Raw genomic sequence first — 22050 nt, forward strand, 5'->3', positions numbered from 1 at the left:
AGATGCACGATTCCGCGTTGGCGCCGGTGGTGCGCCTGGCCGGCGTCAGCCAGCGCTACGCCAAGACGCTGGCGCTGGACTGCATCGACCTGGCGATTCCGGCCGGGCGCATGGTCGGCTTGATCGGCCCCGACGGCGTCGGCAAGTCCAGCCTGATGGCGCTGGTGGCCGGCGCCCGCGCCGTGCAGGAGGGCCGCGTCGAGGCCCTCGGCGGCGACATGGGCGCGGCCGCGCACCGCTCGGCCGTGTGTCCGCGCATCGCCTACATGCCCCAGGGCCTGGGCAAGAACCTCTATCCCACCCTGTCGGTCGAGGAAAACCTGCAGTTCTTCGCGCGCCTGTTCGGCCACGACGCCGCCGAGCGGCGCCGCCGCATCGACGAGCTGACCCGCAGCACGGGGCTGCAGGCCTTCCTGGCGCGCCCGGCCGGCAAGTTGTCGGGCGGCATGAAGCAGAAGCTGGGCCTGTGCTGCGCGCTGATCCACGACCCCGACCTGCTGATCCTCGACGAGCCCACCACCGGCGTCGACCCGCTGGCGCGGGCGCAGTTCTGGGACTTGATCGCGCGCATACGCGCCGAGCGCGGCGGCATGAGCGTGATCGTCGCCACCGCCTATATGGACGAGGCGCAGCGCTTCGACTGGCTGGTGGCGATGGACGAGGGCAAGGTGCTGGCCACCGGCAGCCCGGACGAGCTGCTGGCGCGCACCGGCAGCGCCACGCTGGAGGCGGCCTTCATCGCGCTGCTGCCGGAGGCGAAGCGGCGCGGCCACCAGGCCGTGGCGATCGCGCCGCTGGCGCCCGGCGCCGCCGCCGACGTCGCCATCGAGGCGAAGCAGCTGACGATGCGCTTCGGCGACTTCACGGCCGTCGACCATGTCAATTTCCGCATCGGCCGCGGCGAGATCTTCGGCTTCCTCGGCTCCAACGGCTGCGGCAAGTCGACGACGATGAAGATGCTGACCGGCCTGCTGCCTGCCAGCGAGGGCGAAGCCTGGCTGTTCGGCCGCCAGGTCGATTCCAGCGACATCGACACGCGCCGCCGCGTCGGCTACATGTCGCAGGCATTCTCGCTGTACAGCGAACTGAGCGTGCGGCAGAACCTGGTGCTGCACGCGCGCCTGTTCCACGTGCCGGAGGACGGCATCGCCGCCCGCGTCGACGAGATGGTGGCCCGCTTCGACCTGGCCGAGTCCCTCGACGCGCTGCCCGACAGCCTGCCGCTGGGCATCCGCCAGCGCCTGTCGCTGGCGGTGGCGATGGTGCACAAGCCGGAGCTGCTGATCCTCGACGAGCCGACCTCCGGCGTCGACCCTATCGCGCGCGACAATTTCTGGCGCCTGATGATCGAACTGGCGCGGCGCGACAAGGTGACGATTTTCATTTCGACGCACTTCATGAACGAGGCCGAGCGCTGCGACCGCATCTCGCTGATGCACGCCGGCCGGGTGCTGGTCAGCGACGCGCCGGCCGAGCTGGTGCGCAAGCGCGGCACGGCCACGCTGGAGCAAGCCTTCATCGCCTACCTGGAAGAGGCGGGCGGCGCCGCCGAGGCGGCGCCGCAAACGGCGCCGGCCGGCGCCGCGCCGGCGGCCGCCGCGCCGCGCCGCCGCGCCTTCAGCCTGAACCGCATGCTCAGCTACCTGTGGCGCGAAACGCTGGAACTGCGGCGCGATCCGGTGCGCGCCACGCTGGCGCTGGGCGGCTCGCTGATCCTGATGTGCGTGATCGGCTTCGGCATCAGCCTCGACGTCGAGAACCTGCGCTACGCCGTGCTCGACCACGACCAGACGGCGCTGAGCCGCGACTACACGCTGAACCTGGCCGGCTCGCGCTACTTCATCGAGCGCGCGCCGCTGGCCGACTACGCCGACCTGGACCGGCGCATGCGCAGCGGCGAGCTGGCGCTGGCCATCGAAATCCCGCCCGGCTTCGGCCGCGCCGTCGAGCGCGGCGCGCCGGCGCAGATCGGCGCCTGGGTCGACGGCGCCATGCCGATGCGGGCCGAGACGGCGCAGGGCTATGTGCAGGGCATGCACCAGGGCTGGCTGGCGACGCAGGCCGTGCACCGCCTCGGCATCAAGCTGCCTAACCCGGTCGGCATCGAAACGCGCTACCGCTACAACCCCGACGTGAAAAGCCTGCCGGCCATGGTGCCGGCCGTGATTCCGCTGCTGCTGCTGATGCTGCCGGCGATGCTGGCGGCGCTGTCGGTGGTGCGCGAGAAGGAGCTGGGCTCGATCCTGAACCTGTACGTGACGCCCGTCACGCGCACCGAGTTCTTGCTCGGCAAACAGGCGCCCTACCTGGCGCTGGCGATGCTGAACTTCCTGCTGATGACGCTGCTGGCCGTGACGCTGTTCGGCGTGCCCGTCAAGGGCAACTTCCTGACGCTGACGGCCGCCGCCTTCCTGTACAACATCAGCGCCACCGGCATCGGCTTGCTGGCCTCGACCTTCACGCGCAGCCAGATCTCGGCCATGTTCGTGACGATGATCAGCACGATGATCCCGGCGATCCAGTTCGCCGGCCTGCTCAACCCCGTCAACTCGATGGAGGGCGGCGGCCGCCTGATCGGCGAAATCTACCCGGCCACGCACATGCTGACGATCAGCCGCGGCGTCTTCAACAAGGCGCTCGGCTTCGCCGACCTGCAGGCGTCCTTCCTGCCGCTGCTGCTGGCCGCGCCGCTGATCCTGGGGCTGACCATCGCCCTGCTCAAGAAACAGGAGCGCTGAGATGCGCCAGATCGCCAATATCTACCGCCTCGGCGTCAAGGAGCTGTGGAGCCTGCTGCGCGACCCCATGCTGCTGGCGCTGATCGTCTACACCTTCAGCGCGGCCATCTACGTGGCCGCCACGGCCAAGCCGGAGACGCTGCACATGGCCGCCATCGCCATCGTCGACGAGGACGCCTCGCCGCTGTCGGCGCGCATCGCCGGCGCCTTCTTCCCGCCCCAGTTCACGGTGCCGACGATGGTGGCGCAGGGCGACGTCGACGCCGGCCTGAACACCGGCGCCTACACCTTCGCGCTGAACATCCCGCCGAACTTCCAGCGCGACGTGCTGGCCGGCCGCCACACCGAGCTGCAGCTGAACGTCGACGCGACGCGCATGAGCCAGGCGTTCAGCGGCAACGCCTACATCCAGCAGATCGCCGCCGCCGAAATCCGCGAATTCGTCCAGCGCCACCGCGGCGCCGCGGCGGCCCCGGTCGAGCTGGTGCTGCGGGCGCGCTTCAACCCGACGCTGAAGTCGGCCTGGTTCGGCGCGCTGATGGAAATCATCAACAACGTGACGATGCTCTCGATCATCCTCACCGGCGCCGCGCTGATCCGCGAGCGCGAGCACGGCACCATCGAGCATTTGCTGGTGATGCCGGTGACGCCGGCCGAGATCATGCTGGCCAAGGTCTGGGCGATGGGCCTGGTGGTGCTGACGGCGGCCGCGCTGTCGCTGACCTTCGTCGTGCGCGGCGCCCTGGGGGTGCCGATCGAAGGCTCGGTCGCGCTGTTCCTGGCCGGCGCCGCGCTGCACCTGTTCGCCACGACGTCGATGGGCATCTTCATGGCCACCGTGGCGCGCAGCATGCCGCAGTTCGGCATGCTGCTGATCCTCGTGCTGCTGCCGCTGCAGATGCTGTCGGGCGCCGTGACGCCGCGCGAGAGCATGCCGGCGCTGGTGCAGGGCATCATGCAGTTCGCGCCGACCACGCATTTTGTCGAGCTCAGCCAGGCGATCCTGTATCGCGGCGCCGGCATCGGCGTAGTATGGAAACCCTTCCTGGCGCTGCTGGCAATCGGGGCCGCGCTGTTTACCGTGTCACTGTCCCGTTTTCGCAAGACGATCAGCCAGATGGCTTGACGCCGGCGCCGAGCGGATTTCTCCCCCACCGAAAGGACACACCATGAGCACCAACACCGAACTGCCGATGCACCTCTACAAAGCCAACCTGGAGCTGCTGCAAACGACGGGCAAGCTGATCCAGGAGAGCGGCCAGCAATTCCTCAGCCAGGCGGCGCCGGGCGACCTGCAGGCCTTCGTCAGCAACGTCGGCAACAGCCAGGCCGCCTTCGTCGCCGGCCTGGGCGCCGCCGTCCAGACCTGGCAAAAGGAGACGACCGAGGCGCTGGGCGGCCTGGCCGGCGCCGCGCCGTTCGGCAACGCGATGGGCGACTTCCTGAAACAGTTCGGCAAGTAAGCCGGGGGCGGCCCCAAATAAGGGGGCTGACCCCGTATTTGGGGTCTGACCCCGGCTTTTCCGGTTTTTCGCCGCGCAGCCAAACAGAACCGGCGGCCGCCCGCGGCCCCATCGAATGAAATGGACCGACATGAGCAACCAGACATCCGGCTTTTTCTCCCCCGGCGGCATGCCGCTGCTTGACGCCGTCTCCAGCTACGCGCTCGACGCCTGGCAGCGCGGCGTGCTGTACGCCGACGTGATGCGCCGCCGCGGCAACCAGTACCAGGCCCACCTGGCCGAAAAAACCCCGCACGTGCTCGACTTCGAGGCCGACATCGTGCTGTCCGGCCTGGAACTGGCGCGCCCGGTGAACTACGGCCTGGTGCGCATCGCGCCGGCCGACGGCGTCGCCACCGACCCGGCCATGCGCCCCTTCGTGGTGGTCGACCCGCGCGCCGGGCACGGCCCCGGCATCGGCGGCTTCAAGGCCGAAAGCGAGATCGGCGTCGCCATCCGCGCCGGCCACCCGTGCTACTTCGTCGGTTTCCTGCCCGAGCCGGTGCCGGGCCAGACGGTCGAGGACGTGATGCACGCCGAGGCCGCCTTCCTCGAAAAAGTCATCGCCCTGCACCCGCACAGCGAAGGCAAGCCGGCCGTGATCGCCAACTGCCAGGCCGGCTGGCAGATCCTGATGACGGCGGCCATGCGCCCGGAGCTGTTCGGCCCCATCGTCGTGGCCGGCGCGCCCCTGTCCTACTGGGCCGGCTGGCCGGGGCGCAACCCGATGCGCTACTCCGGCGGCCTGCTGGGCGGCAGCTGGGGCACGGCGCTGGCCGGCGACCTGGGCAACGGCCGCTTCGACGGCGCCTCGCTGGTGCAAAACTTCGAGAACCTGAACCCGGCCAACACGCTGTGGGGAAAAAAATACAGCCTGTACGCCAACATCGACACGGAGGCCGAACGCTACCTGGGCTTTGAAAAATACTGGGGCGGCCACGTCTTCCTGAACCAGGTCGAGATGCAATACATCGTCGACAACCTGTTCGTCGGCAACCGCCTGGCGACGGCCGAGCTGCTCACCTCGGACGGCGTGCGCCTGGACTTGCGCAACATCCGCTCGCCCATCGTCGTGTTCTGCTCGAACGGCGACAACATCACGCCGCCGCCGCAGGCGCTGGGCTGGATCACCGACCTGTACCGCGACGACACCGACGTGCTGACGCACGACCAGACCATCGTCTACGCCGTGCACGACAGCGTCGGCCACCTCGGCATCTTCGTCTCCGCCAGCGTCGGCCGCAAGGAGCACCAGAAATTCGCCAGCAACATCGACCTGATCGACCTGCTGCCGGCCGGGATCTACCAGGCCGAGATCGCCGACAAGACGGCCGCCACGCCGAACGCCGAACTGGCCGGCGGCGACTACGTGCTGTCGCTCAAGCGGCGCGGCATCGCCGAGGTGCGCGCCATCGTCCAGCCCGACCCGGCCAGCGACCGCAAGTTCGCCGCCGCCGCGCGCGTCTCGGAAATCAACCTCGGCCTGTACCGCCACTTCATGCAGCCGCTGGTGCGCGCGCTGGTCACGCCGCAGTCGGCGCGCTGGCTGCAAAGCGTGCATCCGCTGCGCATCTCCTACGAATGCTGGTCCGACCGCAACGCGCTGGCGCCGCTGGTGGCGCGGCAGGCGCAGGCCATCCGCGCCGACCGCCGGCCGGCGCCGCCCGACAATCCCCTGCTGCAGATGCAGCAGGCGTTTTCCGCCGCGGTGGTGCGCGCGCTCGACGGCTGGCGCGACCTGCGCGACGCCGCCGCCGAGCAAACCTTCAACCAGATCTACGGCTCGCCCTGGGTGCAGGCGCTGGCCGGCCAGCACGCCGGCGACGGCCAGGCGCCGCGCCCGCACCCCGGCGTGTCGCCGGAGCACCGCGCCTTCGTCGCCGGCGCAATCGACAGGCTGCGCGCCGGCATCGGCGAGGGCGGCCTGGTCGAAGCGGGCGTGCGCGCGCTGTGCTATGTGCACCGCTTCAACGGCGAGGCCGACGAGCGGCGCTTCAATCTGGCGCTGCAGCTGGACGAGCCGGACGACACCAAGGACATGGACGTTGAAACCTTCCGCCAGGTGGTGCGCCAGCAGTCGCGCCTGATGCTGCTCGACGAGGACGGCGCCATCGAGGCGCTGCCGCAGTTGCTGGCGCGCGCCGCGCCGGACGCCATCCGCATGTACGCCAGCGGCCTGCGGCAGATGCTGAGCATGCCGCTGCCGTCCAGCGCCCAGGAGCAGGCCGACCTGGCGAAGATACTGACGATTTTCGAGGCGGCGGCGCTGCGCCAGGAACCGGCGGCGCGCAGCCAGCCAAAGGAGCATCCCGCGCGCACCGCGTAAACGCTTTTTCGACGGCGCCGCCTGCCAAGGCGCGCCTTTTTTTGACCACTTGATACGCCTATGACGACTATTACCGACATGCTTCCAGACGACGACCTGAAGGTCATCCGCAACCGCACCTTCGACCAGATCGCCATCGGCGACACCGCCGCCATCGAGCGCACCCTGAGCACCGAGGACATCCAGCTGTTCGCCGTCATGTCCGGCGACGACAACCCGCAGCACCTCGACCCGGAGTTCGCCGCCTCGACGCGCTTCCACGGCGTCATCGCCCATGGCATGTGGGGCGCGGCGCTGATTTCGGCCGTGCTCGGCACGCGCCTGCCCGGCCCCGGCACCATCTATCGCGGCCAGACGCTGCACTTCCTGCTGCCGGTGCGGGTCGGCGACACGCTGACCATCCGCGTCACCGTCAGCGCCATCGTGGCGGAGAAAAAACTGCTGAAGCTGGCCTGCACCTGCATCAACCAGGACGGCAAAACCGTCATCGAGGGCGAGGCCGAGGTGATCGCGCCGACCGAGGCGATCGAACGGCCGCGCACCACGCTGCCCGAAGTGCGCCTGCGCACCGGCAGCGGCGTGCAGCGCCTGCTCGACCACGTGCGTCCGCTGGCCGCCGTGCGCGTCGCCGTGGTCCACCCCTGCGACGAACTGAGCCTGTCGGCCGCCCTCGACGCCCGCGGCCTCGGCCTGATCGTGCCGGTGCTGGTGGCGCCGCGCGCCAAGCTGGCGGCGGTGGCCGCCGCCGCCGGGCTGGACCTGTCCGGCATCGAGATCGTCGACGTTGAGCACAGCCACGCGGCCGCGCTGCGCGGCGCCGAGATGGCGCGCAAGGGCGAAGTCGAGGCGCTGATGAAGGGCAGCCTGCACACCGACGAATTGATGGGCGCCGTGCTGGCCTCGGCGGCCGGGCTGCGCACCAAGCGCCGCGTCAGCCACTGCTTCCTGATGCAGACGCCGGCCTACCCGCGTCCCTTCATCATCACCGACGCCGCCATCAACATCTCGCCGACGCTGGAGGACAAGGCCGACATCGTGCGCAACGCCATCGACCTGGCGCACGCCATCGGCGTCAAGCAGCCGCGCGTGGCCATCCTGGCGGCGGTGGAAACGGTGAATCCGAGCATGCCGGCCACGCTGGACGCCGCGGCCCTGTGCAAAATGGCCGACCGCGGCCAGATCGGCGGCGCGCTGCTGGACGGCCCGCTGGCCTTCGACAACGCCGTCTCGGCCGCCGCCGCCCGCGTCAAGGGCATCGTCTCGGAAGTGGCGGGGCGCGCCGACGTGCTGGTGGTGCCGGACCTGGAGAGCGGCAACATGCTGGCCAAACAGCTCGAATACATGGGCGACGCGGCCAGCGCCGGCATCGTGCTGGGCGCCAAAATACCGATCGTGCTGACCAGCCGCGCCGATTCGCGCGAAAGCCGCATCGCCTCCTGCGCCATCGCCCTGATGCTGGCCCACCACTACCGCGCGAGCCCACCATGAAGCATAGTCCCGAACTGATCCTGGTGCTGAACTGCGGCTCGTCGAGCATCAAATTCGCGCTGTTCGACGCCGGCGTCGAGCCGCTGCCGCGCCAGGCCGAATGGAGCGGCAAAGTGACCGGCATCGGCGGCCCGCATCCGGCCTACCGCGACAGCGCCGGCGCCGGCGAAGACCTGGCGCTGGACCGGCAGCAGCCCTACCACGCGGCGCTGGAGCGCATCCGCGAACACGTCGTCAGGCGCCTGGAGGGGCGCGGCCTGCGCGCCGTGGCCCACCGCGTCGTCCACGGCGGCAGCAAATATTCGGCGCCGACCCGCGTCGACGCCGCCGTGCTGGCCGACCTGAAAAGCTTCATTCCGCTGGCGCCCCTGCACCAGCCGTTCGCGCTGGAGGCGATCGAAGTGCTGCTGACGGAACTGCCGGAGCTGCCGCAGGTGGCTTGCTTCGACACCGCCTTCCACCACACGGTGCCGCAGGTCGAGCAGATGCTGGCGCTGCCCTACGCGGCGTGGCAGCGCGGCCTGCGCCGCTACGGCTTCCACGGCCTGTCGTATGAATACATGGCGACGGTGCTGGAGGAGCGCTTCGGCGCGGCCGCGCGCGGCCGGGTGATCGTCGCCCACCTGGGCAGCGGCGCCAGCCTGTGCGCGCTGCAGGACTTGCGCAGCGTCGCCACGACGATGGGCTTCTCGGCGCTGGACGGGCTGATGATGGGCACGCGCTGCGGCGCGCTCGACCCCGGCGCCGTGCTGTACATGATGGAAATCGAAAAGCTGACGCTGCAGCAGGTCGGCCACGTGCTGTACCACGAATCGGGCCTGCTGGGCGTCTCCGGCGTGTCGGCCGACCCGCCGGTGCTGCTGGCGCAGGAGGACCGCGACGACGCCACCGGCGAGCGCGTGCGCGCGGCGCTGGCGCTGTACGTGCGCCGCATCGTGCGCGAGATCGGCGCGCTGACGGCGGTGCTGGGCGGCCTCGACCTGCTGGTGTTCACGGCCGGCGTGGGCGAGCACAGCGCCGAGCTGCGGCGGCGCATCTGCGCCGGCCTCGGCTTCCTCGGGCCGGTGCTGGACGAGGCGGCCAATGCGCGCCACGGTCCGCTGATTTCGGCGCCGGAGAGCCGTATCCAGGTCGGCGTCGAAGCGACCAACGAGGAGTGGGTGGCGGCGCGCCTGGCGGCTGCCGCGGTGCCGCCGGCCTGAGCCGGCGCCGAGTAAGCCAGACGGGCCGGCCGACAGTGCCGCCCAGCGAGTAAAACCATCGGCGATAGCCGGAGCCGGGCCAGGCTCCAGCATTGCGCCGCTGTTTTTTTCGCCGGGCGGCATTTTTTATTGCGTCGCATAAAAATTAACAAATAATTACAAATTAAATTAAAAAATAACGATTTAAATTATTTGACGGACGATTAAATCTGCGATATATTTTTGAGTGTTGATTTTTTGGTCATTGTTCCGGAGCTGCTCCGGTTTTGCCAACTCGATGTCAATACGATTTGATCTGATATGGGTAAAGTAATTTTAGAGAAATTATTTCTATCCGTATTCTTATTTTTCTCCATTACCTTTCTATTATTCTCGCTGGCCCCGGTTTTCCCGGAGGAATTGGCGTTACTGGATAATTTCGCCTCGGTGGGAATCGCGATATTTTATAATGCGCTGATATTGCTCGCCGCCGTTTTGCTATGGGGGCGGAAATACGAGAATTTGCGGGAATTGAGAAATTCCGTATTTAAAATCTGCGCCGTGCTATTGTTTTTCTCCGGGGTGCTGACTTTATTTTTCGTGCCCGAGGATCATGCGCTTGCGGTGCTGATTATTGCTTTTGGGGCGGTGCTATTGGTGCGCTCCAATGCAAGCGGCAATGCCGACGTCAAGCGCTGATGCGTGCATGCCTATGGCGCGGCACGGTTGTATTTGGTGGCCAGGCGCATGCGCGGCTTTTCCTTGGCCGCGGCCCGGGCGAAGGCTTCGCGCGCCCGCCCGTAGCCATACTGCCACTGCGCCTCCACATGCGCGACGAAGCGCTGGTAATCGGCCGGCATGACAAGGCGGATGCGGTTTTCGCGCCAGCACAGCTTTTGCTGCATGCCGCTGGTGCGCAGCACCTGCTCGACGTCCGACGAGTCGATCCACACGTCGGCGCGCTGGCCGTGGATGTGGCGCAGGCGCTGGTTGCCGTCGATGCCCAGCACGGCCCGCAGCGCCGGAATGGCCGCGTTCTGGCTGAACGGCGCCTTCATCTCGATCACCACCTCGCGCGCCATGCGCTGCGCCAGTTCAATGGGGAACAGGTCGATCACGCCGCCCATATAGTGTTCGCCGTCGCGCGAGTGGCAGCGGAAGTAATACATGTCCGAAATGGAAATGCGCACCGCGTCGCCGATCGGCATGGTGGTGTCGGTGAGCAGGCGCGGCGCGATGGCGTTGTCGCCCCATTCCGGCGTGCTCAGCGGCGAGTGCATGCCGGCGAGCAGGGCGGCGCTGCGGGCGTCGCCGAAGACGGTTTCGGCAAACAGCTTGCGCCCGGCGCGGAGCTGGCCGACATCCTCCGGCTCGAAGAGGATTTTGCCGCCGACGATGGCGACGGCGACACCGCCGTCGCCCCGGCGCGGCGGCAGCGGCAGTTGCGCCGGGATGTCGAAGAAGTAGTCGCCGAACAGGTCGGGGATCAGCTCGGTGCGGCCTTTTTTGAGGCGGCGCTTCAGGGCTTCGACGAAGGAGCGGCCGATGGCCGCCTTCGGCGTCGATTGCAGGCCGCGGAGAAAGTCGTACATCGCCGGCGAGCTGACCCAGGCTTTGCGCTGGGCGTCGTCGGGCAGGGCCTGGATGACGGCGGCGGCGATCGAGCCGCCGCAGCTGGCCAGCAGCAGGTCCGGTGGATTGCCGCTGTCGACGGCGGCGGCGTACATGCCTAGGTAATAGGGGAAGCGGAAACCGCCGCCGGCCATCACCATGCAGCGCTGGTATGGGTGAAATTCTTTCATGGCCTGACATAATGCACCAATCGCCCGCGCAACGCCAAGGGCGGCGTGCCCCGGCGTCGCCACGCCGGGGGCGGCGTCGGCCGTCAGAAGTTGCTGTGCGCCGTCAGTTGCACGCTGCGCGGCGCGCCCAGCAGCCAGCGCACGCCGCCGCTGCCCGATACCGCATAGTCGCGGTCGGCCAGGTTTTTCACGGCCAGCGTCAGCGCCAGCGCCGGCGAGGGGGTGTAGGCCAGCGACGCGTCCAGCACGGCGTAGCCGGGCAGGCTGGCCGTGTTGGCCGTGTTGCTTTGCCGCTTGCCGGTGTAGCGGGCGCCGAGGGCCGCCTGCCACTGCGGCAGGAAACGGTAGGCCGTCCACAGATTGGCGACGCGCTCCGGCACGCCGGTCGGCGTGTTGCCGCTGCGCGAAACCGGCTTGCCGGCGATGATTTCGTTGAAGCTGTCGTAGCGCGCGCGCAATAGGGCGACGTTGGCGTCGACGCTCCAGCCGCGCACCGGCTCGGCGGCGAACGCCAGTTCGAGGCCGGTCGAGGACTGTTGGCCGATCTGCAGCGTGACGTTGGCGTTGTCCGGGTCGCGCGACAGCAGATTGCGCTTCTCGATCTTGTACAGCGCCACCGTCCATTCGCCCTTCAGCGCCGGCAGGCCGCCCTTGGCGCCCACTTCCAGCTGGCGGCCCCTGGTCAGATCGTTGTTGGTGCTGCCGTTCGGCAGCGACAGCGCGCCGCTGAGCGGGTCCGTGCCCGTGCCGTACTGGCTGTACAGCGACAGCGCCGGGTCCGGCGCCCAGATGGCGCCGACGCGGCCCGTCACGGGCGCATATTGTTTCGCCAGGCTGACGCGGCTGCGCAGGTCGTGGTTGTCGAAGCTCATCTGGTCGCGGCGCAGGCCGGCCACCAGTTTCCACTGCGGCGCGATGTCGAGCACGTTCTCGGCAAACAGCGCCGCCGTTGTCAGCTCCGAGCGGCGGCCGGGCAGCGTCGCGACGGGGCTGATGAAGTTGCCGGGGACGATGTGCTCGGGGTTGACGACGCTGGCGCCGCCGTAGGGGGCGTTATTGCTGTGCAGTAGCTTGGTGCGATACCAGTCGAAGCCGGCGACGAAGCGGTTCTTGCGGCCGGCGATCTGGCCGTCGACGCTGGCGTCGAAGCGGTTGCCGCGCTGTTGCTGGTCGTGCAGGATTTCCAGATAGTCGCTGCGGTTCACCTGCGTGCCGGCCGCGTTGAAGGTGTAGGTTTCGGCGTTGCGCCAATGGCGGTCGCTGTTCAGGTAATAGGTTTCGTTGCGCAGGCGCAGGTTCGGCGCGGCCTGGTACTCGACCTTGACGCGCCAGACGCGGTCGCGGTAGGCGGCGCGCGCGTCGGCGACGTTGAAGCTGCTGCGGCGCAGGCGCGCGTCGAGTTGGCCGTTGCGCAGCGGCGTGCCGTAGTAGTGGGCGTCGTCGTTGTGGCCGGCGTCGAGCGACAGCGTGACGTTCAGGGCGCGGTCCGGACGCAGCGTCAGCGCCGCCGACAGGTTTTGCCGGGCCGCCGCCATATCGCGCCGATAGCCGCGGTTCTTTTCGGCGTCGGCATAGACCGAGTAGGCCAGCATGTCGTTGAGCGGCCCGCTCAGGCCGACGCCGCCGCGCTTGCCGCCGTAGGATGCGGCGCCGAGGAAAGCCTCGCCCTTGCTGCGGTCGAAGCGGGGGCGCCGGGTCACGTAGTTGACGGCCGCGCCGATGGCGCCGTCGCCGTACAGCACCGAGGCGGGGCCGCGCAGCACCTCGACGGACTCCAGCGGCCAGCTGGAAAACGGGTAGGTGATGGTGCCGGAGGCCACCACCAGGCGCGTGCCGTCGACCATTTGCGCCACCGAGTTGTGGCCGGCGAAGCCGCGCGCCACCAGGCTGGTGCCGCCGTTGCCGGGCGCCGGCGCCTCCGTCACGCCGGGCAGGCGGATGGCGACGTCCTGGGCGCGGGTGAGGCCGCGCTCGGCGATGTCGGCGCTGCCCAGGCTGCTGACGCTGGCGGGCGTCTCGCGCGCCGTCAGGTCCAGGCGCGAGCCGGTGCCGTTGTGCTGGTCCAGGCCGAGGCTGCCGCCGGCGGCGGCGCGGGTTTCCGTGACGTAGACGGTCGGTAAGGTGCTTTCCGCGCCGTTGGCGGCGCAGGCGGACAGGCTGGCAGCGGCCAGGGCCGTCGCTTGAAATGCTAACTTCTTCATACGCTGATGGGGTTTTTCTGAACTGGATGGGTGGATCGGGCAATGCAGCGGCCACCCCCCTGTTGGCGGGTGCTCTGGCGATGGCTGGAGAGGGTGACGCGGGATGGCGCTGCTTGATATGGCAATCTTACTGCAATATCAACATGCAGTCATTTGAAAGATATTCATGGTCGCATGAATGAAATTCATATTGCCCGGCACGGCCTGCCGCCGTGCCGGGCGCTTCAGAGCGCCTCGAATTCCGGGCGCAGCAGCGAATACACGACGACGTCCATCGGCGTGCCGTTCTCGGTGGAGGCGCCGCGCGCCACGCCTTCCTTGGTGAAGCCGCATTTCTGTGCGACTTTTTCCGACGCCCCGTGCCCCGCGATGAAGGTGATTTGCAGGCGGTGGAAATAGCGCGTCATGAACAGGTAGCGCACCATGCTTTTCAAGGCGTCGCTGGCATAGCCCTGGCCGCGGTCTTCCACCTTGTAGATTTTATAGCCGATCTCGAAGCCGTCGTACAGCGCGTTCGAGGGGAAGTAACCGATGTCGCCGACCATGCGCCCCTGCTTGTCTTCGATCAGCAGGCGGCCGTTGTGTTCGCCCAGCAGCGCCGTTTCCTGGAACTCGCGCTTGAGGGCCGGGCCAGATTTGAAGCGGATCGAGGAGTATTCGCTCAGCGTGCCGACGTCGTTGAGCGCCTCGATAAACGGATCGAGGTCGGCTTCCTTGAATGGTCTGAGATTGCAGCGTGTTCCTTTTAACATCCTGTATTACCCCCGAAATTAGGTGATCAGCAAACGGATACGTGAATGGATGTTCAATGTTATCAAATATTGCATGCATTGTGTTCGGGCGAAAAAAAAGACAGCGGCGCTGTCTTTTTTCATGGCGGCGATGGCCGCCCGCCTCAGCCCAGGGCCGTCAGCGTCAGCGGTTTCAGCTTCGTCTCCAGCGCCTTGCCCTTGCGCGCGCGCTTGCCGAAGTGGATCGCCAGGCCGGACGCCGACAGGCGCGCTTCCTGCGGCTTGGCGGCCCGGCCTATGCCCGACACCAGCACGCCCTTCTGGCTGATCGGCTGCACGGCCAGCAGTTTTTCCTTGGCGTCCAGCTCCATCAGCGTGACGCCGCGGCCGCCGTTGCTCAGGGTTTTCATCTCGTCGAGGCCGAACACCAGCAGGCGCGCGTTCTCCGACACGCAGGCGATGGCGCTGGCGCTCTCGCCAACCACTTTCGGCGCCAGCGGCAGGTCGCCCTCGTCGAGGGTGATGAAGGCCTTGCCGCCCTTGATGCGGCTGACCATGTCGCCGGCCTTGGCGATGAAGCCGTAGCCGGCGCTGGACGCCAGCATCAGCAAGGTGGCAGCGTTGCCGGCGAAGTAATGCAGGATGCGCGCGCCGCCGGACAGGTCGACCAGCGTGGTGATCGGCACGCCGTCGCCGCGGGCGTTCGGCAGGGCCGCCACCGGCACCGAGTAGACCTTGCCGTTCGAGCCGAAGCCGAGCAGGGTGTCGACGGTGCGGCACTCGAAGGCGCCGTGCAGCGAGTCGCCCGCCTTGAAGGTGAATTGCGCCGGGTCGTGGCCGATGCCGGTGCGCGCCCGTATCCAGCCCTTGTCGGAGACGATCACGGTGACCGGCTCGTCGACCACCTTCTGTTCGGCGACGGCCTTCTGGGCCTCCTCGATCAGCGTGCGGCGGGCGTCGCCGAACTGCTTGGCGTCCGCCTCGATTTCCTTGATGATGCAGCGCTTCATCGACGCCGGATTGTCGAGCAGGTCTTGCAGCGACTGGCGCTCCTTGCGCAGCTCGGCCAGCTCCTGCTGGATCTTGATGGTTTCCAGCCGCGCCAGCTGGCGCAGGCGGATTTCCAGGATGTCCTCGGCCTGGCGCTCCGACAGATTGAAGGCTTCGATCAGCGCCGGCTTCGGCTCGTCCGCATTGCGGATGATCTGGATCACCTTGTCGATGTTGAGCAGGATCGCCTCGCGCCCCTCAAGGATGTGGATGCGGTCGTCGACCTTGCCCAGCTTGAAGGTGCTGCGCCGGGTCACCGTCTCGAAGCGGAACTCGATCCACTCGCGCAGGATGTCGCCCAGGCCCTTCTGGCGCGGCCGGCCGTCGCCGCCTATCATCACCAGATTGATCGAGGTCGACGATTCCAGCGAGGTGTGCGCCAGCAGCATCAGCATGAATTCGGTCTGGTCCTGGTTCTTCGACTTCGGCTCGAACACCAGGCGCACCGGCGCGGCGCGGCCGGATTCGTCGCGTATCGTGTCGAGCGAGTTGAGGATCAGCGCCTTCAGCGTGATCTGCTCCGGCGACAGGGTCTTCTTGCCCAGCTTGATCTTCGGATTGGTCAGCTCCTCGATCTCCTCCAGCACCTTCTGCGACGAGGTGCCGGGCGGCAGTTCGGTGACGACGGCCTGCCACTGGCCGCGCGCCAGTTCCTCGATCTTCCAGCGGGCCCGTACCTTCATGCTGCCGCGGCCGCCGGCGTACATGTCCTGGATCTGTGCCGGCGGCGTGATGATCTGGCCGCCGCCGGGGAAGTCCGGGCCGGGGATGATGGCCATCAGCTCGGCGTGCGTCAGCTTCGGGTTGCGGATCAGCGCGACGGCGGCCTGCGCCACCTCGCTCAGGTTGTGCGAGGGGATCTCGGTGGCCAGGCCGACGGCGATGCCGGAGGCGCCGTTCAGCAGCACCACCGGCAGGCGCGCCGGCAGCAGGCGCGGCTCCTCGGTGGAGCCGTCGTAGTTCGGCTGGAAGTCGACCGTGCCCATGTTGATCTCGTCCATCAGCAGGCGGGCGATCGGCGTCAGGCGCGCCTCGGTGTAGCGCATCGCCGCGGCGCCGTCGCCGTCGCGCGAGCCGAAGTTGCCCTGGCCGTCGATCAGCGGATAGCGCAGCGAGAAGTCCTGGGCCATGCGCACCAGCGCGTCGTAGACCGACTGGTCGCCGTGCGGGTGCAGCTTGCCGAGCACGTCGCCGACCACGGCCGCCGACTTGCGCGGCTTGGCCGTGGAATTGAGGCCCAGCTCGTTCATCGCGTACAGGATGCGGCGCTGCACCGGCTTCTGGCCGTCGCAGACGTCGGGCAGGGCGCGGCCCTTGACGACGGAAATCGCGTAGTCGAGGTAGGCCCGCTCGGCGAAGGTGGATAGGGTCAGCGTTTCGCCGTCGGCCAGGACCACCGGCTCGGGTTGTGGATCGTCGAATAAGTTGGATTGTGTGGACATGGTGCCTGTTTCAAATTGGGTGCGCCGCAAGGCGCGAGACAAAAATGGTTAGGAAAAATGTAGCTCTTTACTGTCGCCGTGATACATATTGATCAGCATGAAAAATGCGACCGTTAGCAGGGCCGGAATCAGCAGCGGCAAATGCGGATCGCGCAACTGGTTCAGTTTCTCTCCGCTGAGGTCGGTAAAGATGGACAAGGCGACCATGCCGGGCCAGATGACGATGGCGGAAAAGACAAAGCGCGACAGGAGCAGGCCGGCGAAGCACCACAGCCAGAGCAGCGGCGCCAGCGCCGCGCCCGGCACGACGTCGCCCTGCCGGCAGAGGTACAGCAGCACGCCGCCGGCCAGCCAGCCGCCGCGCAGCTTCGTCAGCATGGCGGGCGGCAGCGCCAGCGTCGCGCACAACTGTTCTCCGCCGCGCACCGCCAGCATGGCGATGCAGACGCTGGCGGGCAGGCTGGCGCTCAGGCCGAATGCGCCGAAGCCGCTGGCGGGCATGGCGTAGCCGAGCAGCAGCGCGAAGAGGGTGACGATAAACCAGTGCCACCGCCCCAGCATGACGGTGCCGGCGAACAGCGCCGCCAGCATGCAGCCGATCAGGCCCAGCGACACGGCGGCGCGCGTCAACGGTCCCGGTTCGGCGATGAACATCAGCAGCGACAACAGCAAAAATGGCGCCAGCCAGCCATGCTGCCAGGCCGGCTCGAAGCGGCGCACCTGCAGCAGCATGTCGAGGCGCGACTCCTTGAAGCGCCGCAGCGCCGCAAACAGGCGGGTTGGCGGCTTGAAGCTGTACAGCGCGCCCAGCCCGAAGGACAGGGCCTGGGTGAGGCCGAAGTCGCGCCATCCCGTGTCATCCGCGCAGAGGCGGATCAGGAACTGCAGCAGCAGGCCGGCCAGCAGGGAGAACACGGCGGACTGGATGAAATAGCGCTTCGCCTGCACCTTCTCTTCCCACAAGTCCAGCACCTCGGCGTCGACTTCGTATTGCAGCACTTCGGGGTGCTGCCAGCGGATCGCCGGGATGAGGCGCCGCATGGTGTTCGTGAAAGTGGCGTCCGGCGTATAGCGGCCGAGCTTCGGCCGTATTCCCGAGGCCAGCACATGCATGGCCTCGCTGCGCCCGGCCTGCTGCTGCAGATACTGCAGCGATTGCTTGGCGCGGTGGCGGTCGATGGCGCTGCGGGCCGCCTGCGGGTCAAGCTTGAGCAGGTGTGCGAAATTGTTCTGCCAGCCGAAATGCAGGACGAAGGCTTCGCGCAGCGTCTCTGGGCACGCGGCGGTGGCGCAGTATTGCAGGGCCTGGCGCTCGAACGCTTCACGCACCATGAAGTTGAGCATGGCGTCGCTGCTGTCGATGGCATGTAGTTTCAGGCGCGGACTGACATGGGCGGTCCCGATGAACGATTGCCAGATGGCTTGCGCCTCGCCGGCCGCGTCGGGCAGTTGCAGGTCGATCGCCGCCGCCTCCGCTTGCTGGCGGCGCGCCTGCGGCCGCGGCGCCGGCCCGGCGGCCGGCGCTTTTGTCAGCGACAGCGGGGGCGCGCCGGCGGGCGCGGTTTCGGCTTCGGCCTTGGCCTCGATTTCGGCCTCGGCCTCGGCCTGCGGCGGCGCCGCATCCGCATCCTCTTCCACGGCGCGCCACTGCGCCGCCATGCGCAGGGCATGTTCGTAGGCGTCGCGCAGTTGCTGGAAGGCGGCCGCGTCGTCGTCCGGCCGGTTCGATTTCAGCAGCGCCGCGTAGGCGCGCTTGATGCTGCGCTCGTCGCCGGTCGCGGCGATGCCCAGGATGTCCCAGACGCTGACGGCGCTAGGCATCACAGGAAGCTTTCATTTTCAACCTGCTCAAGCGCCTGCGCCAGCGTGCCGCGGGCTTCGCGCACCGTGGCCGCGTCCTGGGTTTCCAGCGCCGCCTGGAAGCGCGCCGTGTGGTGCGCCAGGAACTGGCGCACGTCGCCCAGCGACTGCTCGTAAAGACGGTCGGCGCGGGCGATCAGCGTGCGGTTTTCCATCTTGTCGCGCGGGTGTATCTTCAGCTCGGCCAGTTCGGCGAAGCGTTTTTCGATGTCCTCCGGCGCCATCACGCCGGCGTTCTCGGTGATGACGACCTTGTGGCGCTCCTGGGTTTCCCGCACCGTGGCCTCGGCCTCCAGCACGCCGCTGATGTCGTAGGTGAAGCGGATGTCGACGGCGACTTCGCCGGCCTTTTTCGGCGGCACCGGGAAATGGATCTTGCCAAGGAAGACGTTGTCGGCCACCAGGCGCGATTCGCCCTGATAGATCGCCACCACCAGTTCCTTCTGGAAGTCGGATATCGTCACGATGGATTCGCTGCGCGACACCGGCACCGTCGAGTTGCGCTCGATGATGGGCAGGTAGTGGCCGGCGTCGAACTGCTTCGGCCCGATCTGCCGCGAGATGGCGATGCCGAGCGAGTAGGGCGCGACGTCGGTCATCACCACCTCGTCGAGCGCGGCATCGCGCATCTTCAGGCCGGCCTGCACGGCCGCGCCAAGCGCGATGGCCTCGTCCGGGTCGAGGTGGATGTCCGGGAAGCGGCCGAACATGCGCGAAACCAGCTTGCGCACGATGGGCATGCGGGTGGCGCCGCCGGCCAGCACCACGTTGTTCAGCTCGGAGGCGCGGATGGTGGCGTCGCGCAGCGCGCTCTCGACCGGCGCGCGCAGGCGCGCCATGAGCGTTTCGCACAGTTTCGCCAGCGTGTCCTCGTCGACCTCCCAGCTGTAGTCCTGCTCCTGGTAGCGCATCGTCATGCGCGCCGTCGGCTGCTCCGACAGCGCCCGCTTGGCGCGCTCGGCCTCGTCGCGCAGGCGTTGCTGCTGGCGCGCGTCGAGCGCGTCGCCGCCGATGGCCTTTTTCAGGCCGCTGCGTTCGAGGAAGGCGTCGTGCAGCGCCGTGACGAAGTCTTCGCCGCCGAGGAAGTTGTCGCCGGCCGAGGCGCGCACCTCCATCACGCCCTCGAACAGTTCGAGGATGGAGACGTCGAAGGTGCCGCCGCCCAGGTCGAAGACGAGGAATTTGGATTCCTGGCCGGCGTCCTGGATGCCGTAGGCCAGCGCCGCCGCCGTCGGCTCGTTGAGCAGGCGCTCGACCTTCAGGCCGGCCAGCTGGCCGGCGATGCGGGTGGCCTTGCGCTGGGCGTCGCTGAAGTAGGCCGGCACGGTGATGATGGCCTCGTCGACGGGCTCGCCGAGCCAGGCTTCGGCGTCCTCCTTCAGCGCCCGCAGCAGCATCGACGACAGCTCCTCGGGGCGGAACTGCCTGCCGCCGAGGCTGACGCTCTTGGCGCTGCCCATATAGCGCTTGAAGACGGCCGCCGTCAACTGCGGGTGGGTCTGCAGGCGCTCGCGCGCGGCCCTGCCGACCAGCACGCTGCCGTCGTCGTCGAGGCCGACGCAGGACGGCGTCAGGCGCTCGCCGAGCGCGTTCGGGATGATCTGCGCGCGGCCGTCGCGCCAGAACGCGGCCAGGCTGTTGGTGGTGCCGAGGTCGATGCCGATGATCATATTAGATATCCGCCTCCGCCTCGTTGCCGTGCTCCTCGATCCAGGCGCGGCGGCCGGCCGCCTCGCCCTTGCCCATCAACATATTGAAGCGCGCGGCCGAGGCCGGGTGGTCGACCTCGCCCAGCGCCACCGGCAGCAGGCGGCGCGTGTCCGGGTTCATGGTGGTTTCCCACAACTGCTCGGCGTTCATCTCGCCCAGGCCCTTGAAGCGGGAAATCGCCCAGGCGCCCTGCTTGACGCCGTCCTTGCGCAGCTTGTCCTCGATGGCGACCAGCTCGCCGTCGTCGAGCGCGTAAATCTTCTGGATCGGCTTCTTGCCGCGCGCCGGCGCGTCGACGCGGTACAAGGGCGGGCGGGCGATGCAGATGTGGCCCTTGGCGATCAACTGCGGGAAATGCTTGAAGAACAGCGTCAGCAGCAGCACCTGGATGTGCGAGCCGTCCACGTCCGCGTCGGAGAGGATGCAGATTTTGCCGTAGCGCAGGCCGGACAGGTCGGGCGTATCGCCGTGGCTGTGCGGGTCGACGCCGATGGCCACGGCGATGTCGTGGATCTCATTGTTGGCGAACAGGCGGTCGCGGTCCGTCTCCCAGGAGTTCAGCACCTTGCCGCGCAGCGGCAGGATGGCCTGGAACTCCTTGTCGCGGCCCATCTTGGCGGAACCGCCGGCCGAGTCGCCCTCGACCAGGAACAGCTCGTTGCGGCCGATGTCCGAGGACTCGCAGTCGGTCAGCTTGCCCGGCAGGACGGCGACGCCGGAGGATTTTTTCTTCTCCACCTTTTGCAGCGAGCGCTGGCGCGACTGCGCCTGCTTGATGACCAGCTCGGCCAGCTTCTTGCCGTACTCGACGTGCTGGTTCAGCCACAGCTCCAGCGGCGGCTTGGCGAAGGTCGACACCAGGCGCACCGCGTCGCGCGAATTCAGGCGCTCCTTGATCTGGCCCTGGAACTGCGGGTCCAGCACCTTCGCCGACAGCACGAAGGAGGCGCGCGCGAAGACATCCTCGGGCAGCAGCTTGACGCCCTTCGGCAGCAGCGAGTGCATCTCGACGAAATTCTTCACGGCGCCGAACAGGCCCTCGCGCAGGCCGGACTCGTGGGTGCCGCCGTTCGAGGTGGGAATCAGGTTGACGTAAGACTCGCGCACGATGGCGCCTTCCTCGGTCCAGGCCACCACCCAGGCCGCGCCCTCGCCCTCGGCGAAGCCCTCGGCGTCGGGGCCGGCGTACTGGGCGCCCTCGAACAGGGGAATCAGCGTCTCGCCGTTGCTGCTTTGCGCCAGCGCCTCGGTCAGATAGCCGCGCAAGCCCTCGGCGTACAACCAGGTCTGCGTGTCGCCCGTCTTGGCGTTGCTCAGCGTCACCGTCACGCCGGGCAGCAGCACGGCCTTCGAGCGCAGCAGGCGCTGCAGCTCGGTCTGGGAAATCTGCGGCGAGTCGAAATACTTCGGATTCGGCCAGGCCGTCACGCGCGTGCCGGACTTCTTGCCGTCGCGGGGGGCGGGGCGCGAGTTCAGGGGCTCGATCACCTCGCCGTCGGCGAAGACCATATGGTGCAAGCCGTTGCCGTTGTCCTCCTTGCGCCAGACGGTGATCTCCAGGCGCGACGACAGCGCGTTGGTGACGGAGACGCCGACGCCGTGCAGGCCGCCGGAAAAGGCGTAGGCGCCGCCGGAGCCCTTATCGAACTTGCCGCCGGCGTGCAGGCGGGTGAAGACGATCTCCACCGTCGGCACGTTTTCCTCGGGGTGCAGGCCGACCGGGATGCCGCGGCCGTTATCCTCGACGGTGATACTGCCGTCGACGTTCTGCGTCACGGCGATATGCGAACAATGGCCGCCGAGCGCCTCGTCGGAGGCATTGTCGATCACCTCCTGAATGATATGCAGCGGATTCTCGGTGCGGGTATACATCCCCGGGCGCTGCTTGACGGGTTCCAGGCCCTTGAGGACGCGGATGGATGATTCGCTGTAGTCGGATGCAGGTTTTTTAGTGGCCATACGTGTTCAAGCTAATAAAGGCGGTTCTGGGTTTATGCGGACGCCTGCGCATTCTATCCT

Annotated in this window: 14 protein-coding genes; 7 read left to right on the top strand and 7 right to left on the bottom strand. The window is 67.9% G+C overall.

The window, feature by feature from the left end; genetic code table 11:
• Positions 1-2 precede the first annotated feature (2 nt).
• The 7 genes from rbbA (at position 3) to OIK44_RS13890 (ending at position 9934) form a co-directional block, all read left to right on the top strand.
• A complete protein-coding gene (gene rbbA / locus OIK44_RS13860) occupies positions 3-2738 on the top strand; it encodes a ribosome-associated ATPase/putative transporter RbbA (RefSeq protein ID WP_273671981.1) in 2736 nt (911 codons plus the stop codon).
• 1 nt (position 2739) lies between these two features.
• Positions 2740-3864, top strand: a complete 1125-nt coding sequence (locus OIK44_RS13865; RefSeq protein ID WP_273671386.1) for an ABC transporter permease — start codon at positions 2740-2742, stop codon at positions 3862-3864.
• A 43-nt stretch (positions 3865-3907) separates the two neighbouring features.
• Positions 3908-4201: a hypothetical protein gene (locus tag OIK44_RS13870; RefSeq protein ID WP_273671388.1), complete on the top strand. Its 294-nt coding sequence runs from the start codon at positions 3908-3910 to the stop codon at positions 4199-4201.
• 130 nt (positions 4202-4331) lie between these two features.
• Positions 4332-6566, top strand: coding sequence for a DUF3141 domain-containing protein (locus OIK44_RS13875; RefSeq protein WP_273671389.1), 2235 nt, complete (start codon positions 4332-4334; stop codon positions 6564-6566).
• A gap of 60 nt (positions 6567-6626) precedes the next feature.
• Positions 6627-8054, top strand: coding sequence for a bifunctional enoyl-CoA hydratase/phosphate acetyltransferase (locus tag OIK44_RS13880; RefSeq protein WP_273671390.1), 1428 nt, complete (start codon positions 6627-6629; stop codon positions 8052-8054).
• On the top strand, positions 8051-9256 hold the full coding sequence (locus tag OIK44_RS13885; protein WP_273671392.1) for an acetate/propionate family kinase: 1206 nt from the start codon (positions 8051-8053) through the stop codon (positions 9254-9256). Before OIK44_RS13880 ends, OIK44_RS13885 begins: the two co-directional genes overlap by 4 nt.
• 300 nt (positions 9257-9556) lie before the next feature.
• Positions 9557-9934 carry a BRCT domain-containing protein gene (locus OIK44_RS13890; RefSeq protein ID WP_273671394.1) on the top strand — a complete coding sequence of 126 codons (378 nt, stop codon included), beginning with the start codon at positions 9557-9559 and terminating at the stop codon, positions 9932-9934.
• Positions 9935-9945: 11 nt separating this feature from the next.
• On the opposite strand, the gene OIK44_RS13895 is transcribed toward OIK44_RS13890, so the two are convergent.
• The 7 genes from OIK44_RS13895 to OIK44_RS13925 form a co-directional block, all read right to left on the bottom strand.
• Complete coding sequence (locus OIK44_RS13895; RefSeq protein WP_273671395.1) at positions 9946-11037, bottom strand: patatin-like phospholipase family protein; 1092 nt, start codon at positions 11035-11037, stop codon at positions 9946-9948.
• Between the two features lie 83 nt (positions 11038-11120).
• Positions 11121-13238 (bottom strand): TonB-dependent receptor, encoded by a 2118-nt coding sequence (locus OIK44_RS13900; protein WP_273671397.1) that lies wholly within the window; start codon positions 13236-13238, stop codon positions 11121-11123.
• A gap of 224 nt (positions 13239-13462) precedes the next feature.
• Positions 13463-13990 carry a GNAT family N-acetyltransferase gene (locus OIK44_RS13905; RefSeq protein WP_273671398.1) on the bottom strand — a complete coding sequence of 176 codons (528 nt, stop codon included), beginning with the start codon at positions 13988-13990 and terminating at the stop codon, positions 13463-13465.
• A 143-nt stretch (positions 13991-14133) separates the two neighbouring features.
• On the bottom strand, positions 14134-16461 hold the full coding sequence (gene parC, locus OIK44_RS13910; protein ID WP_273671399.1) for a DNA topoisomerase IV subunit A: 2328 nt from the start codon (positions 16459-16461) through the stop codon (positions 14134-14136).
• 48 nt (positions 16462-16509) lie between these two features.
• Positions 16510-18285 (bottom strand): J domain-containing protein, encoded by a 1776-nt coding sequence (locus tag OIK44_RS13915; protein WP_273671400.1) that lies wholly within the window; start codon positions 18283-18285, stop codon positions 16510-16512.
• A complete protein-coding gene (locus tag OIK44_RS13920) occupies positions 18282-19991 on the bottom strand; it encodes a molecular chaperone HscC (protein ID WP_273671402.1) in 1710 nt (569 codons plus the stop codon). Before OIK44_RS13920 ends, OIK44_RS13915 begins: the two co-directional genes overlap by 4 nt.
• A gap of 1 nt (position 19992) precedes the next feature.
• Complete coding sequence (locus OIK44_RS13925; protein WP_273671403.1) at positions 19993-21990, bottom strand: DNA topoisomerase IV subunit B; 1998 nt, start codon at positions 21988-21990, stop codon at positions 19993-19995.
• Between the last annotated feature and the right edge of the window lie 60 nt (positions 21991-22050).

The sequence above is a fragment of the Janthinobacterium fluminis genome (genome assembly GCF_028595325.1).
GTDB lineage: Bacteria > Pseudomonadota > Gammaproteobacteria > Burkholderiales > Burkholderiaceae_D > Janthinobacterium > Janthinobacterium fluminis.